The organism is Klebsiella sp. GN_Kp190 (assembly GCF_040061795.1).
In the GTDB taxonomy this organism is placed as follows: Bacteria; Pseudomonadota; Gammaproteobacteria; order Enterobacterales; family Enterobacteriaceae; genus Klebsiella; species Klebsiella michiganensis.
On sequence record NZ_JBEAFN010000002.1, the window covers coordinates 36,250 to 52,024 of the forward strand.

The following is a 15,775-nucleotide window of genomic DNA, read 5'->3' on the forward strand; positions in this document are numbered from 1 at the left end:
GTTACTGTTTGCGGTGTTACGACGCCAGCGACAGCTCAGACTTTCCCGCGTGCTGCGCCAGCCACTCGCTGATGCGCGCCTGCTGCTCGTCATTCAGCCACATACCTTGTTTAGTGCGACGCCAGATCGCGTCATCCAGCGAACGAACCCATTCGTGCTCAACCAGATAGCGCAGTTCGGCTTCAAAAAACTCATGGCCGAAATGCTCACCCAGATCGTCCAGTGAGGTCGCCTTATCAAGGATTAGCTCACTGTTGCTGCCGTAGGTGCGGGCGTAATGGCGGGCCATCGATTCGCTGATAAACGAAAAGCGGCGGCGCAGTTTCGCCGCGTAGTCGTCACGGTCGCTGCCGATATCGCCGCCGGGCAGCACCGCGGTTTTGGTCCATGCCGGGCCGATGCCTTTGTAGTAAGGCGTCAGTTTCTCCAGCGCATGCTCGGCCAGCTTGCGATAGGTGGTCAGCTTGCCGCCAAAGACCGACAGCAGCGGCGCCTGCCCGTTATCATCATGGATATCAAGAGTGTAATCGCGGGTGATCGCCTGCGGCGAGTCGGATTCATCGTCGCACAGCGGGCGCACGCCGGAGTAGGTCCAGACGATATCGTCCCGCGTGAGAGGCTTTTTAAAGTGGGCGTTATAGACGTTCAGCAGGTAGTTAACTTCGTTGTCGTCGATCGCTACCGCTTTAGGATCGCCTTTATACTCCACGTCGGTGGTGCCGATGATGGAAAATTCATCCATCCACGGGATCACAAACACAATGCGTTTATCTTCATTTTGCAGGATGTAGGCCTGTTTCTGCGTGTGCACGCGCGGTACCACGATATGGCTGCCCTTGATCAAGCGAATACCGTACGGCGAGCGCAGATGCATCCCTTCGTCGAAGAACTGTTTGACCCACGGGCCGGTGGCGTTAACCAGACCGCGCGCCTGCCAGGTAAACTTCTCGCCGCTATCAATATCTTCGGCTTCGACAATCCACAAACCGTTTTCACGTTTTGCCGAGATGGCGCGGGTCCGCGTGCGCACTTCCCCGCCTTTACGCACAACCATCTGGGCATTGGCCAGCACCAGACGCGCATCGTCAACCCAGCAGTCGGAATATTCGAAACCGCGCACGATTTCAGGTTTAAGTACCGATTCTGTGCCAAAACGCAACCCGGTTGAGCCGGGTAAGCTGGTGCGCTTGCCCAGATGATCGTACATAAACAGGCCAATGCGGATCATCCACGCCGGACGCAGGTGCGGGCGATGCGGTAAACGAAAGCGCATCGGGAAGGCGATATGCGGGGCCATTTTCAACAACACTTCGCGTTCGGCCAGCGCTTCGCTCACCAGGCGGAACTCATAGTGTTCAAGGTAGCGCAGCCCGCCGTGAATCAGCTTTGAGCTGGCGCTGGATGTGGCGCAGGCAAGGTCGCTTGCCTCCAGCATCAGTACGGACAAACCACGCCCTGCGGCGTCTGCCGCGATACCGGCACCGTTGATGCCTCCCCCTATCACAATCAGATCTTTGGTTTCCACGCTCGCCACCTCTTACACTTTCGTTTAAGCTCACAAATGTTCGATATCGCTCAATATAGCAAACAATCGCGCTATTGGTAACATCAAAAAAACATTTCAGAGTGATGCGTGTAACATATTGGCGTTTATTTAGCGCCAGGCTGTACACTAGACGCTAAAATCCAGGGCGTTTCGCCGCCTGCCTGTATATCCGTATATAAAGAAGAGAGCTTATGGATCGCTTTGAATGTATTAACGTAGAAGAAGCCCACCAGAAAATGCACCAGCAGACGGCGGTGCTGGTCGATATTCGCGACCCGCAAAGCTATGCGATGGGCCACACGCCGGGCGCATTCCATCTGACCAACGATACGCTGGGCGCGTTTATGCGCGACAACGACTTTGATACGGCGGTCATGGTGATGTGCTATCACGGCAATAGCAGCAAAGGCGCCGCGCAGTATCTGCTGCAGCAGGGTTACGACAAGGTTTACAGCGTGGACGGCGGGTTTGATGCCTGGCACCGGCATTTTCCGGCGGAAGTCGCGCATGGCGCACTTTAGGCGTTAGCGCCGGTTGTGGCTATAATATCTCCCTTTGTGTGGAATAAGCGATCCGCTGCATGTTAATGATTACCTCTTTTGCCAACCCGCGCGTGGCCCAGGCGTTTGTCGACTATATGGCGACGCAGGGCATTATTCTGACTATTCAGCAGCATACGCAGAGCGATATCTGGCTGGCTGATGAGTCCCAGGCCGGACGCGTACAGGCCGAGCTGGCCCGCTTTCTGGAAAATCCCGCCGATCCGCGTTACCTCGCCGCCAGCTGGCAGTCGGGGCACACCAATAGCGGGCTGCACTACCAGCGCTTTCCCTTTTTAGCGACGCTTCGCCATAACGCCGGGCCGGTGACCTGGGGCGTGCTCTTCGCCTGCATCGCCGTCTTTGTCCTGCAAACGGTCATTGGCGATCAACCGGTCATGCTGCTGCTGGCCTGGCCCTACGATCCTTCGCTGAAATTTGAAGTCTGGCGCTACTTTAGCCATGCGCTTATGCACTTCTCGCTGATGCATATTCTGTTCAACCTGCTATGGTGGTGGTACCTCGGCGGAGCGGTAGAAAAGCGCATTGGCAGCGGCAAGCTGGTGGTGATTACGGTGATCGCCGCTTTGCTGAGCGGCTTTGTGCAGCATCAGTTCAGCGGCCCGTGGTTTGGCGGACTCTCCGGCGTAGTCTATGCGCTAATGGGCTATGTCTGGCTACGGGGCGAGCGCGATCCGCAGAGCGGCGTTTATTTACAGCGCGGCTTGATACTCTTCTCTTTAGTATGGTTAATTGCTGGATGGTTTGATGTTTTCGGCATGTCGATTGCGAACGGTGCGCACGTGGCCGGTCTGGTGACCGGGCTGGCGATGGCGTTTGTTGATACGCAGAATATGCGAAAACGAACGTAGAGATTCCCAGGGATATTTCATGAAACAAACACAACGTCATGACGCGATTATCGAGCTGGTAAAAAAACAGGGATACGTCAGTACCGAAGAGCTTGTCGAGCAGTTTGCCGTCAGCCCGCAGACCATTCGCCGCGATCTGAATGATTTAGCCGATCAGAAAATGATTCTGCGTCATCACGGCGGTGCTGCGCTACCGTCCAGCTCGGTGAATACGTCCTGGCACGACAGAAAATCGACCCAGACCCATGAAAAAGAGCGCATCGCCCGCAAGGTGGCGAGCGAAATCCCCGATGGCGCGACGCTGTTTATCGATATCGGTACCACGCCGGAAGCGGTGGCCCACGCGCTGCTTAACCATAACGATCTGCGCATCGTCACCAATAACCTCAACGTCGCCAATACGCTGATGGTGAAAGAGGACTTCCGTATTATCCTGGCCGGCGGCGAGCTGCGCAGCCGGGATGGCGGTATTATCGGTGAGGCCACCCTGGACTTTATCTCCCAGTTTCGCCTTGATTTCGGCATTCTCGGCATCAGCGGTATCGACAGCGATGGCTCGCTGCTGGAGTTCGACTACCACGAAGTGCGCACCAAACGGGCGATTATTGAAAACTCCCGCCACGTGATGCTGGTCGTTGACCATTCTAAATTTGGCCGTAATGCGATGGTCAACATGGGCAGCATCAGTATGGTTGATGCGGTCTACACCGATGTGATGCCGCCCGCCGGCGTACTGAAGGTGATTACCGATAACAACCTTCAGCTGGAGCTGTGCTGAACCTTTAGCATTTCCGGGTCATGCCAGAGCGTTGCTCCGCCTGACGCGCGCGATTGATGGCGTGATGTTGATGAGTGACGGGATTATCTCCGCCGCCAGGCGGAGGGAAACCTGCCGCCGGCGATGACGTAACGGTTATGTTGCCTGAAGCGAGCCGATAGCGGCTTAAACCCCGTATCCCATCATTTTCAACAGCTGCTGGGCATGCTGAACGGCATCCTGGCGGTGCGCCACCCCCAGCTTCTGATACAAGTTACGGATATGCGTTTTAATCGTAGTGGCGGCCACGTCCAGCTCACCGGCAATCTGCTCGTTGCTGTAGCCGGAATAGATAAGTCCCAGGACCTGCCATTCGCGCTGGGTCAGCGGGCTGGTGCGGATAAGCTCCGGCACTTCCGGGTGGTTCAGCAGCCGTTCGACGAAGCTCTCGTCAAAGTGGGCGAACTTATGCCGATGATGCTGGTTGATATCGCGCAGAATACGCTGGGCGCGGTGCTGCTCCAGCTCCGGCAGCGTATTGAGCTGAATCAGCTGGCGCAGCTGCTGCGCCATCGCTTCGCCTTCAATGACAAAATGATTAATAAACCCGGTGCGGTTAGCGAGGGTGAGCGCTTCCAGCAGCGCTTTTTGCGCTTCGCTCTTACGCCCGGCCTGCCAGTAGAGCTGGTTGAGCAGCAGCAGGTTGCGGTTCAGGTCGCTCATCAAACGCAGCGAGCGGGCGTTATCGTTTAGCTCTTCCAGCACCATTTCGGCGGAATCAAAATCGCCGAGCAGGATCTGCGCGCGGGCGATATTGCGCCACTGGCTCTGCAAGAAATGGTTGTTAGCGAATTCCGGTTTTGGCGTCTGGCGCAGCCAGTTTGCCGCGGCGGCTTTATCGCCGATCATCTGCCAGTAGATCACCCGGACTTTGTCGGCATTGGATACCCAGTCGCTATGGTAATGGCCGTTGCCCAGCAGGTTTTCCAGGCGATTCAAATGGCTGCGGGCGTTATCCAGGTCGCCCCGTGCCAGCGAGCACTGTACCATCAGCGTCAGGCACTGCAGCTGCTGCTGCGGCTGATAGGAGGAAAGCACGTTCATGCCGCTGCGCGCGGAGGTCTCCGCTTCATCCAGCCGCGCCCAGGCCCACAGCAGCTGGGAGCGAATCCGCAGCAGGAACTCGTGCATCGGCAGCTGCTCAAGGTGCTGTTCGCGAATCAGCTGGAACGCTTTTTCCTGAATTTCCCAGGCGGCCTGCAGGAACCCCTGCGCAAAGAGGATTTCGCTTTGCTGGATCATGCTCCATAACGCGTAGTGCCAGACGTCATGACGGCGGGCCATCTGTTCCGTCTGCTGCATGACCGCCAGCGATTTGCTCAGCTGGCCTTTGCAGTGCAGAACTTCACCGTGTACGGATGTGGCAACGATACGGCTGTAGTAGCTGGCCAGCGGCAGTTCATCAAGGGCCACCATCGCCAGGCGCTCGGCTTCGTCCTGATCGCCTGCGTTGATCGCCACCTGGGCGCGCAGGGCGTTGAAATCCCCGTGCATGGCGGTGTCCATTTCCGTATCCATCTCCTGCTCGGCGCGCGCCAGCAGGGTATTCACTTCGCTATAGCGGTGCTGGCTCTGCATCAGCCAGGCCTGCAAAAGAATTAAACGCGGGTTTTCCAGCAGGTTTGACCACGGCAGCGCGGCGAGGGACTGCTCCAGCAAACTCAGTTCGCTGTGGTTAAACATGCCCCACGCGTGGTTGAGCAGAATATCGCGCAGCATTTTGGCGTCACCCGCGGCCAGGGCGTGGTGAATGGCTTCGCTCGGGAAGCCTTGCGCCATCCAGCTTTCTGCCGCCGCACGGTGAATTTCCGGCAGCTCAACCGCCAGCTCCCACTGGCAGCGCTGGCGCAGGAAGTTGCCGAACAGCGGATGGTAGCGGAACCATTCGCCGGAATCGTCCATCCGCTGCAGGAATAAGCCCTGACGTTCAATTTCTTCCAGCTGCATCTGGCCATTCTCTTCGCCGGTAACGCGGACGATGAGCGCATCGTTCATTGAACGCAGTAGCGAACTTTTCAGCAGGAAATTACGCGTCCGCGGGTCCACGTTATCCAGCACCTCATCGACCAGATAGTCAGAAAGATGGCTGGCGTTAATGCCGGCAAGACGACGAGCGGAGTGGTGGGCGGAAGTATTGTTCTGGCGCGCCGAGAGGGCAATCAGCTGTAGCGCGGTGGCCCAGCCGGCAACATCGTCGCACAGCCTTTTGCTGTCGTCGGCCTCAATGGGCGAACTGAGACGACAATCGAAAAACTGCTTGGCTTCCTGATGGGTAAAAGCCAACTGCTGGCTGCCGATTTCCAGCAGCTGATCGCGCACGCGCAGGTTGGCGATACCCAGCTGCGGCAGATTACGCGACAGCACCACCAGCGTCATATTTTCTGGCTGATGGCGGAGGAAGAAACGCATTGCGTCATGAATCACCGGATTGCTGATCAGATGGTAATCATCAATCACCAGGAACAGCGGGCGCTGCCAGTCGGCCAGTTCAATAAACAGTTGTGCGAAGAGGGAAGGCAGGCTGGCGTACTGGCGCTTTTGCACCATCGCTTCGCTGGCCGCGCAGTGGCCGCCGGTTGCCTGTTGAACGGCGGCGATAAGATAGCTGGCAAAACGCTCCTGTTGGTTATCGCCTTCATCCAGGGAGAACCAGCCGAGATCGTTTTTCCCCGCCGCCCATTGAGACACGAGCGTGGTCTTACCGTAGCCAGCCGGGCTGGTCACCAACGCGAGACGATAATTGTTCGCGCCGGAAAGTTTCGCCAGCAATCGCTCACGAACCACAGTGTGTTCAAGGCGGACCGGGCGACTTAATTTAGACGGAATCAACATAGTTCTTCATTTCGCTGTGCAAGGGAGGAGTTGCGAATTTTTTTGCGCTTCGTAATTAATATCCAATAAGGTCGGCCATAATGAATTTTATTGCAAGTTATGTCCGAGTTTTATGCTCTTGAATTTGCTCTATGTCACAAATTTGGACATAGAGAGAAATTCACAGAAATCCGCGTCAGCGTGCGCGGTTATTGGGATTGCGCAGGTTACAGGCACGATAAGCTAATCTTTTATTACAAAATTAGTAGCTGTTTGTTTTTAATAAAATATTATCAGCGAAATCTTATAAGTCATCTTTTTGAGCTATTTCTACATTAAAGTACGTTTATTCCCCTGATATTTACTTTTATTTGGCAATATTTACAAAACAGCATTTCGCTTGCTTTTATCGTCCTGGCTTGTAACAAAATTTTGAGCGCAAGGCGGGCCGGTTTGTTGTTTCGGTATGGCGAATTTTGCAGCATAATTTTTGCCGGTAGGCTAACGTAATAGTGGCCACGATCACACTTTTCGCTCATCCCTGCTACTCCTCCCCGGCTAATCCCTGGCGGGATGAGGACGCGACTCCGGGAGGTCGGCACACTAACGCTAACGTTTTAGTAAAGGACCCGGATTACTTATGTCACAGACTTCTTTTAACAAAGCTCAGTTTCAGGCTGCACTGACGCGTCAGTGGCAGCATTTTGGTTTACAGTCCGCTTCCGAGATGACCCAGCGTCAGTGGTGGCGCGCCGTTAGCGGTGCGCTGTCCGAGCTGTTGTCGGCTCAGCCGGTAGCAAAAGCGGCCGAAGGGCAGCGCCACGTAAACTATATCTCCATGGAGTTTTTGATCGGTCGCCTGACCGGCAACAACCTGCTTAACCTTGGCTGGTATCAGCAGGTCAGCGATGAGCTTCAGGCCCACGACATTAATTTGACCGACCTGCTGGAAGAGGAAATCGACCCGGGTCTGGGCAACGGCGGTCTTGGCCGTCTGGCGGCTTGTTTCCTTGATTCAATGGCTACCGTTGGCCAGTCGGCGACCGGCTACGGCCTGAACTACCAGTACGGTCTGTTCCGCCAGTCTTTCGCTGACGGCCAGCAGATGGAAGCGCCGGATGACTGGGGGCGTAATAGCTACCCGTGGTTCCGCCACAACGAAGCGCTGGACGTGCAGGTTGGCCTCGGCGGTAAAGTGACCAAAAGCGGTGAGTGGATACCGGCATTCGTGATTACCGGCGAAGCCTGGGATCTGCCGGTTCTGGGCTACCGCAACAACGTGGCTCAGCCGCTGCGCCTGTGGCAGGCTAAGCACGCGCATCCGTTTAACCTGACCAAATTCAACGACGGCGATTTCCTGCGTGCCGAACAGCAGGGCATTGACGCCGAAAAACTGACGAAAGTTCTCTACCCGAACGATAACCATCAGGCGGGTAAAAAACTGCGTCTGATGCAGCAGTACTTCCAGTGCGCCTGCTCGGTTGCCGATATTCTGCGTCGCCATCATCTGGCGGGCCGCAAGCTGGCGGAGCTGGCGGATTATGAAGTCATCCAGCTTAACGATACTCACCCGACGATTGCGATTCCGGAACTGCTGCGCGTGCTGATTGATGAGCATCAGCTGAGCTGGGACGACGCCTGGGCGATTACCAGCAAAACCTTCGCGTATACCAACCACACCCTGATGCCGGAAGCGCTGGAGTGCTGGGATGAGAAGCTGGTGAAAGCGCTGCTGCCGCGCCACATGCAGATCATCAAACAGATTAACGACCGCTTTAAAACGCTGGTGGATAAAACCTGGCCGGGCGATAAGCAGGTATGGGCGAAACTGGCGGTGGTGCACGATAAACAGGTTCGCATGGCGAACATGTGCGTGGTGAGTGGCTTTGCGGTTAACGGCGTTGCCGCGCTGCACTCCGACCTGGTGGTGAAAGATCTGTTCCCGGAATATCACCAGCTGTGGCCGAATAAATTCCATAACGTCACCAACGGTATTACCCCGCGCCGCTGGATCAAACAGTGCAACCCGGCTCTGGCCGCGCTGCTGGATAAAACCCTGAAGAAAGAGTGGGCCAACGATCTCGACCAGCTGATCAACCTCGAAAAATATGCCGATGACGCTAAGTTCCGTCAGACGTATCGCGACATTAAGCTGGCCAACAAGGTTCGTCTGGCGGAGTTTGTGAAGCGGCGTACCGGTATCGAGATTAATCCGCAGGCGATTTTCGATATCCAGATTAAACGTCTGCACGAGTACAAACGTCAGCACCTCAATCTGCTGAACATCCTCGCGCAGTACAAAGAAATCCGCGAGAACCCGCAGGCGGACCGCGTACCGCGCGTGTTCCTGTTCGGTGCGAAAGCGGCGCCGGGCTACTACCTGGCGAAGAATATTATCTGGGCGATCAACAAGGTTGCCGCAGCGATCAATAACGATCCGCTGGTTGGCGATAAGCTGAAAGTGGTATTCCTGCCGGACTACTGCGTCTCGGCGGCGGAAATGCTGATCCCGGCGGCGGATGTCTCCGAGCAGATCTCTACGGCGGGCAAAGAGGCCTCCGGTACTGGCAATATGAAGCTGGCGCTGAACGGCGCGCTGACCGTGGGAACCCTGGACGGGGCGAACGTGGAAATCGCTGAGCAGGTGGGTGACGAAAACATCTTTATCTTCGGTCATACCGTGGAAGAAGTGAAAGCGCTGAAGGCCAAAGGCTACGATCCGCTGAAATGGCGTAAGAAAGACAAGCTGCTGGACGCGGTGCTGAAAGAGCTGGAGAGCGGCAAATATAGCGATGGCGATAAACATGCCTTTGACCAGATGCTGCATAGCCTGCTGAAAGGCGGCGATCCGTACCTGGTGCTGGCTGATTTTGAAGCCTACGTGGCGGCGCAGAAGCAGGTTGATGCGCTGTATCGCGACCAGGAGGCCTGGACGCGCGCAGCGATCCTGAACACCGCGCGCTGCGGCATGTTCAGCTCCGACCGCTCGATTCGCGATTATCAGCAACGTATCTGGCAGGCAAAACGCTAAGGACAGGCCTATGGAGACTAAACGCCTTGATAACGCTGCCCTGGCGGCGGGAATAAGCCCAAGCTACATCAACGCTCATGGAAAGCCGCAGTCCATTGCTGCGGTGACCAAGCAGCGGCTGCTTGATGCGATGCATCGTACTGCGACCGCCGTGAAGGCGGCGGTTAACCCGCTGCCTGCGGTGCAGGTGTTCACCTACGGCAAAAAGATGTCTCTGCCGGTGGCGGGCCAGGGGGAGTTCCACTGGATCCTCACCACCGAAGAAGGGAAACAGTATCAGGGCCAGGCGCGCGGCGGTGAAACGCTGCCGCTGCCGGCAAGATTGCCGGAAGGGTACCACACGCTGACGCTGACTCAGGACGGCGACCGCTGGCACTGCCGGGTCATCGTCGCGCCCGCGCGCTGCTACGAACCGCAGGCGCTGAAGGATGGCAAGAAGCTGTGGGGAACCTGCGTACAGCTGTATACGCTGCGCTCGGAGAAGAACTGGGGGATTGGCGACTTCGGCGATTTACGCGCGATGCTGCCGGAAATCGCCCACCGCGGCGGTGCGTTTATCGGGCTTAACCCGATTCACGCGCTCTATCCGGCTAATCCGGAGAGCGCCAGTCCGTACAGCCCCTCTTCACGCCGCTGGCTCAACGTTATCTATATTGATGTCAATGCGGTAGAGGATTTCCGACACAGCAAAGAGGCGCAGAAATGGTGGCAATCACCGGCTACGCAGCAGGCCCTACAGGCCGCGCGTCAGACCGATGATGTTGACTACACCGCCGTGACCGCCCTTAAGCTCACTGCGCTGCGCATGGCCTGGAAAGGTTTTTCCGCACGTAACGATGAGACGACGGCGGAGTTCCGTCAGTTTGTGGCGCGCGAGGGGGAAAGCCTGTACTGGCAGGCGGCGTTTGACGCGCTGCACGCCTGGCAGGTTAAGCAGGATCCGCTGCGCTGGGGCTGGCCCGCGTGGCCGAAGGCTTATCAGGATACCGATAGCCCGGAGGTTAAAGCGTTCTGCACCGAACACGCCGATGAGGTGAATTTTTACCTGTGGCTGCAGTGGCTCGCTTTCACTCAGTTTGCCGAATGCTGGCATACCAGCCAGAACGACGCTATGCCGATCGGCCTGTATCGCGACCTGGCGGTGGGCGTTGCGGAAGGCGGGGCGGAAACCTGGTGCGATCGCGAGCTGTACTGCCTGAAAGCCTCCGTCGGCGCGCCGCCGGATATCCTGGGCCCGCTGGGACAAAACTGGGGCCTGCCGCCGATGGATCCGCATATCATCGTGGCGCGCGCCTATGAGCCGTTTGTCGAACTGCTGCGCGCCAACATGCAAAACTGCGGGGCGCTGCGCATCGATCACGTGATGTCGGTGCTGCGTTTGTGGTGGATCCCTTACGGTGAAACGGCCGATCACGGCGCCTATGTGCAGTATCCGGTCGACGATCTGTTGTCGATTCTGGCGCTGGAGAGTAAACGTCATCGCTGTATGGTGATCGGCGAGGATCTGGGAACCGTACCGGTAGAGATCGTCGGTAAGCTGCGTAAAAGCGGCGTTTACTCTTACAAAGTGCTCTATTTCGAAAATGACCACGAGAAGACTTTCCGTGCGCCGAAGGCGTATCCGGAGCAATCAATGGCTGTGGCTACGACGCATGACCTGCCAACGCTGCGCGGCTACTGGGAAAGCGGCGACCTGACGCTGGGTAAATCGCTTGGCCTGTATCCGGATGCGGTGGTACTGCGCGGACTGTATCAGGACCGCGAGCGGGCGAAGCAGGGGCTGCTGGACGCTCTGCACCGCTACGGCTGTCTGCCGAAGCGTACCGGGCACAAAGCGTCGCTGATGGCGATGACGTCGACCCTCAATCGTGGAATGCAGCGCTATATTGCCGACAGCAACAGCGCCCTGCTGGGCCTGCAGCCGGAAGACTGGCTGGAGATGGCCGAGCCGGTCAATATTCCGGGCACCAGCACGGAGTATCCAAACTGGCGTCGCAAGCTCTCCACCACCCTCGAGGCGATGTTTGCCGATGAGCAGGTGAATAAGCTGCTTAAGGATCTGGATAAGCGGCGTAAGGCGGCGAGTAAGAAGAAGCCAGCGTGATGTCAACGCGATAAAAAAGCCGGGAAGCGATTCCCGGCTTTTTCATTTCTGCGGACCCGATTAGCGTTTCGGCCCTGCGGCCACCAGCGCAGCGCCCGCCGGCGTATCGGTGTACTTCTCGAAGTTCTCGATAAACAGCTTCGCCAGCTGTTCCGCTTTCTCCTGCCACTGCTCCGGCGATCCGTAAGTGTTGCGCGGGTCAAGGATATGGGTATCCACGCCGGGAAGCTCGGTCGGGATCTGCAGCTCAAACATCGGCAGAGTGAAGGTTTCGGCGTTGTCCAGCGAACCATCAAGAATGGCGTCGATAATGGCGCGAGTATCTTTGATAGAGATACGTTTACCGGTACCGTTCCAGCCGGTGTTGACCAGATAGGCCTGCGCGCCGGACGCCTGCATGCGCTTCACCAGTACTTCCGCGTACTGCGTCGGGTGCAGCGACAGGAACGCCGCGCCAAAGCAGGCGGAGAAGGTTGGCGTCGGCTCCGTAACGCCGCGCTCGGTACCTGCCAGTTTGGCGGTGAAGCCAGACAGGAAATGGTACTGGGTCTGGTCGGCGGTCAGGCGAGAAACCGGTGGCAGGACGCCAAAGGCGTCGGCGGTCAGGAAGATAACCTTGGTGGCATGACCGGCCTTAGAGATCGGCTTAACGATGTTCTCGATATGGTTGATCGGATAAGAGACGCGGGTGTTTTCGGTCTTCGAACCGTCGTTAAAATCGACGGTGCCGTCGGCCAGCACCACCACGTTCTCCAGCAGCGCATCGCGGCGAATCGCATGGTAGATATCCGGCTCCGCGGCTTCGGAAAGCTTAATGGTCTTGGCGTAGCAGCCGCCTTCGAAGTTGAAGACCCCGTCGTCATCCCAGCCGTGTTCGTCATCGCCAATCAGACGGCGTTTCGGATCGGTAGAGAGGGTGGTCTTGCCGGTACCGGAAAGGCCGAAGAAGATGGCGACATCCTCTTTTTCCCCTACGTTGGCGGAGCAGTGCATGGAGGCGATGCCCTTCAGCGGCAGCAGGTAGTTCATGATCGAGAACATCCCTTTTTTCATTTCGCCGCCGTACCAGGTGCCGCCGATGAGCTGAATGCGCTCGGTCAGGTTGAACGCGACGAAGTTCTCGGAGTTCAGACCCTGTTCTTTCCACTGCGGGTTGGTGCACTTGGCGCCGTTCATCACGATGAAGTCCGGCTTGAAGTTTGCCAGCTCTTCATCGCCTGGTCGGATAAACATGTTCTTCACGAAATGCGCCTGCCAGGCGACTTCGGTAATAAAGCGGACGCTCAGGCGGGTGTCGGCATTGGCGCCGCAGAAGGCGTCAACGATAAACAGACGCTTGCCGGAGAGCTGGCGGGTCACCAGCCCCTTCAGGTGCTGCCACGTTTCCTCAGAGAGCGGCTTGTTGTCGTTCTTGCCTTTGCCTTTATCAGCCCACCACACCGTATCGCGGGTGGTGTCGTCACGAACGATATACTTATCTTTTGGAGAACGGCCGGTAAAAATACCGGTATCTACGGCGATTGCACCAAGATTTGTTAATACGCCACGTTCATAGCCTTCCAGATTGGGGGCGAGCTCTTCTTCATACAAAGTATCGTAGCTGGGGTTATGAACGATATCCTGGACGTCATTGATACCATAAGCCTTGAGATCCTGCGGGGTTAAACCATTATTAACGCGCATGTCACTGCTCCTTAGCCAATATGTACTGCTTTAAATTGTAGGGTTTATTACGGGGTATAGACCGCGACCAGGCTCATAGATTTACGTATCTCGACAAACGGCGGACTTACGAAAAACGTTGTGACTCCTGTCACGAGGCGTAGGGGATTATCTCAGGAATTGGGGCATAGTTGGGGGTAGATGTTTCTTAATGGTTAAAAAGTAATTAAAAAAACTGTTGAAATGTGAATGTAATCGCTTACCTGAAAGAAAATTACGTAACTCTTTCATGGGGAATCGATTCACCACGCGCAGAAAAAGCGTTGACGCCAGGCGCGAAAAGGGAAACCGCGCCTGGCGAAGCGATGATTAGTGGAGCTGCGGGTCGGCCGGGGAGGCGTTGTTACGAATTTCGGCAATATCCATCGCATTAAAGATGTAGTGATTACCGCAGTAGTCGCAGTGCATATCGATTTCACCTTCATCGGCCAGGATGCTATCGATCTCCTCATCCGGCAGCGTTTTCAGCGCGCCGGCGCAGCGCTCGCGAGAGCAGGTGCATTTAAACTCGACGTTCTGCGGCTCGTAAACGGTGACTTCTTCTTCGTGATACAAGCGCCAGAGCACATCGTTCGCTGGCAGGGTAAACAGCTCTTCAGCTTTGATGGTCTCAGTCAGGGTGCTCAGATGTTCGAAATCCGCCGCCTGTGCGTCCTGCGCCGGCAGAACCTGCAGCAGCATGCCGCCGGCCATCGGTTTACCGTCGTGTTCGCCGCTACGAATGATCAGTCGGGTCGGCAGCTGTTCGGAGCGCTGGAAGTAATCTTCGAGGCAGGCCGCAAGGGTATCCCCCTCGAGGCCGACCACGCCCTGATAGCGCTCGCCCTCTTCCGGAGAGATGGTAATGACCAGATATCCGTTACCGACCATGGTTTTCAGGTCCGCCCCTTCCGGGATCTCGCCCTGGACGCGGGCTACACCGCGCATCTGCTGCTGGTTGTTGCCGTTGATCACCGCCAGCGACAGCGGGCCATCGCCCTGCAGCTGAACGGTAATATCGCCGGCGAACTTCAGCGTGGCGGTCAGCAGGCTGGTGGCAACCAGCAGTTCCGCCAGCACGGTTTTCACCGGCTGCGGGTAGCTATGGTTGGTCAGAATCTGTTCTAAAGTTTCTGAAACGGTTACCAGCTCACCGCGTACGGCATAGTTTTCAAACAGATAGCGGTGTAATTGATCGTGTTGAGTCATAATCATCTCTCTTGCGGGCCACAGTTATTCACTATCGCCGTGTTTAAATCTCATCAGGTCGCGGCGCTCTTTCTTATCCGGTCGCCTGTCGGGATGCGGCATGGTTAACGCGTTCATCTTCCGCGCCAGCGCCATTTTCTCGCGTTTCTCGATGCTCTCCGCCGTCTCTTCATAAAGCGCGACGGCTTCACTGGCGGGTCTGCGCTGTTCGGTAATGCCCTTTACCACGATGGTTCGTTCGTCATTACCCTGGCGAAGCAGCAGGGTCGCGTTCAGCTCGACCACTTTGCCCGGCTTACTGCGTTGTCCGTTATAGTGCACCTTGCCGCCTTCAATCATCTCGCGCGCCAGCGCACGGGTTTTATAAATGCGGGCCGCCCACAGCCATTTGTCCAGCCTGACGGCTTCGACGGGTTTTTCTTTCATGGCCTCTCCTGTTATAGGGTCAGCGAGGGGATCAGATGCCGGTAGTCATTCAACCCCGGATGGCGAGCGTAGCTTTTTTCCGCCAGCCCGGAATCGGGGTTGGTGATACCGAGGCAATAGCGGATGCCGTACTCCGCCGCCGCGTCCAGAATCGCCTCGTTATCGTCGACGAAGAGCGTATTACGCGCGTCGAAGCCGGTTTCTTCAGCCACGGCGTGCCACAGCCGCTGATCTTCTTTCGGATAACCAAATGTGTGGGTGGAAAGCAATAAATCAAGGTGTGCATCCAGCCCGGTGTGCTTTAGCTTCACCGCCAGATTATGCGGATGGGCGTTGGTCAGCAAAATCCGCCGTTTGCCGCTGTTTTTTAGCGCCTCGAGGAACGGCACGGTATCTTCACGCAGCGCGGCCCTTGGCCCCTGCTCGCTGGTCATCGCACAAATATCCAAACCCAGGCGCTCGCTCCAGTAGTCCAGGCAGTACCAGTTTAGCGTATGTTGCACCGCGTGGTACTCCTGGCGCATTGCGTCCTTGGCTTCCTGCAGGTTGAGACCCCGCGCGGCGCCCCAGGTTTCCGGCACCAGTTTTTGCCAGAAGTAGTTGTCGAAGGCGAGGTCGAGCAGCGTGCCGTCCATATCCAGCAGAACGGTATCAACCTCCTGCCAGGCGATATCAAAATGCATGGTGAGTCTCCAGCGAGGGGGAAATTGCGCGACAGG

The 15,775-nt window shown here is 56.8% G+C and carries 11 protein-coding genes; 5 read left to right on the plus strand and 6 right to left on the minus strand.

Annotation, left to right across the window (positions count from 1 at the left end):
* Positions 1-16: 16 nt before the first annotated feature.
* Entirely contained in the window at positions 17-1,525 is a 1,509-nt protein-coding gene (gene glpD, locus ABLU67_RS00620) for a glycerol-3-phosphate dehydrogenase (protein WP_004854978.1), read from the minus strand.
* A 212-nt stretch (positions 1,526-1,737) separates the two neighbouring features.
* Here glpD and glpE point away from each other — a divergent pair, with 212 nt between their 5' ends.
* The 3 genes from glpE to ABLU67_RS00635 are packed head-to-tail and all read left to right on the plus strand — an operon-like array spanning position 1,738 to position 3,735.
* A complete protein-coding gene (gene glpE, locus ABLU67_RS00625; protein WP_004126086.1) occupies positions 1,738-2,067 on the plus strand; it encodes a thiosulfate sulfurtransferase GlpE in 330 nt (109 codons plus the stop codon).
* Between the two features lie 59 nt (positions 2,068-2,126).
* On the plus strand, positions 2,127-2,957 hold the full coding sequence (gene glpG / locus ABLU67_RS00630; protein ID WP_348852105.1) for a rhomboid family intramembrane serine protease GlpG: 831 nt from the start codon (positions 2,127-2,129) through the stop codon (positions 2,955-2,957).
* A 19-nt stretch (positions 2,958-2,976) separates the two neighbouring features.
* Entirely contained in the window at positions 2,977-3,735 is a 759-nt protein-coding gene (locus ABLU67_RS00635) for a DeoR/GlpR family transcriptional regulator (RefSeq protein WP_025107850.1), read from the plus strand.
* 165 nt (positions 3,736-3,900) lie between these two features.
* On the opposite strand, the gene malT is transcribed toward ABLU67_RS00635, so the two are convergent.
* Positions 3,901-6,606, minus strand: a complete 2,706-nt coding sequence (malT, locus tag ABLU67_RS00640) for an HTH-type transcriptional regulator MalT (RefSeq protein WP_014227069.1) — start codon at positions 6,604-6,606, stop codon at positions 3,901-3,903.
* A gap of 619 nt (positions 6,607-7,225) precedes the next feature.
* Here malT and malP point away from each other — a divergent pair.
* Together malP and malQ are read left to right on the plus strand one after the other, a co-directional pair.
* A complete protein-coding gene (gene malP, locus ABLU67_RS00645) occupies positions 7,226-9,616 on the plus strand; it encodes a maltodextrin phosphorylase (protein ID WP_025107849.1) in 2,391 nt (796 codons plus the stop codon).
* 10 nt (positions 9,617-9,626) lie between these two features.
* Positions 9,627-11,720: a 4-alpha-glucanotransferase gene (gene malQ, locus ABLU67_RS00650; protein ID WP_047722858.1), complete on the plus strand. Its 2,094-nt coding sequence runs from the start codon at positions 9,627-9,629 to the stop codon at positions 11,718-11,720.
* A gap of 60 nt (positions 11,721-11,780) precedes the next feature.
* On the opposite strand, the gene pckA is transcribed toward malQ, so the two are convergent.
* The 4 genes from pckA to yrfG form a co-directional block, all read right to left on the minus strand.
* On the minus strand, positions 11,781-13,403 hold the full coding sequence (pckA, locus tag ABLU67_RS00655) for a phosphoenolpyruvate carboxykinase (ATP) (protein ID WP_014227066.1): 1,623 nt from the start codon (positions 13,401-13,403) through the stop codon (positions 11,781-11,783).
* A 348-nt stretch (positions 13,404-13,751) separates the two neighbouring features.
* Entirely contained in the window at positions 13,752-14,636 is an 885-nt protein-coding gene (hslO, locus tag ABLU67_RS00660) for an Hsp33 family molecular chaperone HslO (protein WP_160741635.1), read from the minus strand.
* 18 nt (positions 14,637-14,654) lie between these two features.
* Positions 14,655-15,056: a ribosome-associated heat shock protein Hsp15 gene (gene hslR / locus ABLU67_RS00665; protein ID WP_014227064.1), complete on the minus strand. Its 402-nt coding sequence runs from the start codon at positions 15,054-15,056 to the stop codon at positions 14,655-14,657.
* Between the two features lie 11 nt (positions 15,057-15,067).
* Entirely contained in the window at positions 15,068-15,739 is a 672-nt protein-coding gene (yrfG, locus tag ABLU67_RS00670; RefSeq protein WP_316540753.1) for a GMP/IMP nucleotidase, read from the minus strand.
* Positions 15,740-15,775 lie beyond the last annotated feature (36 nt).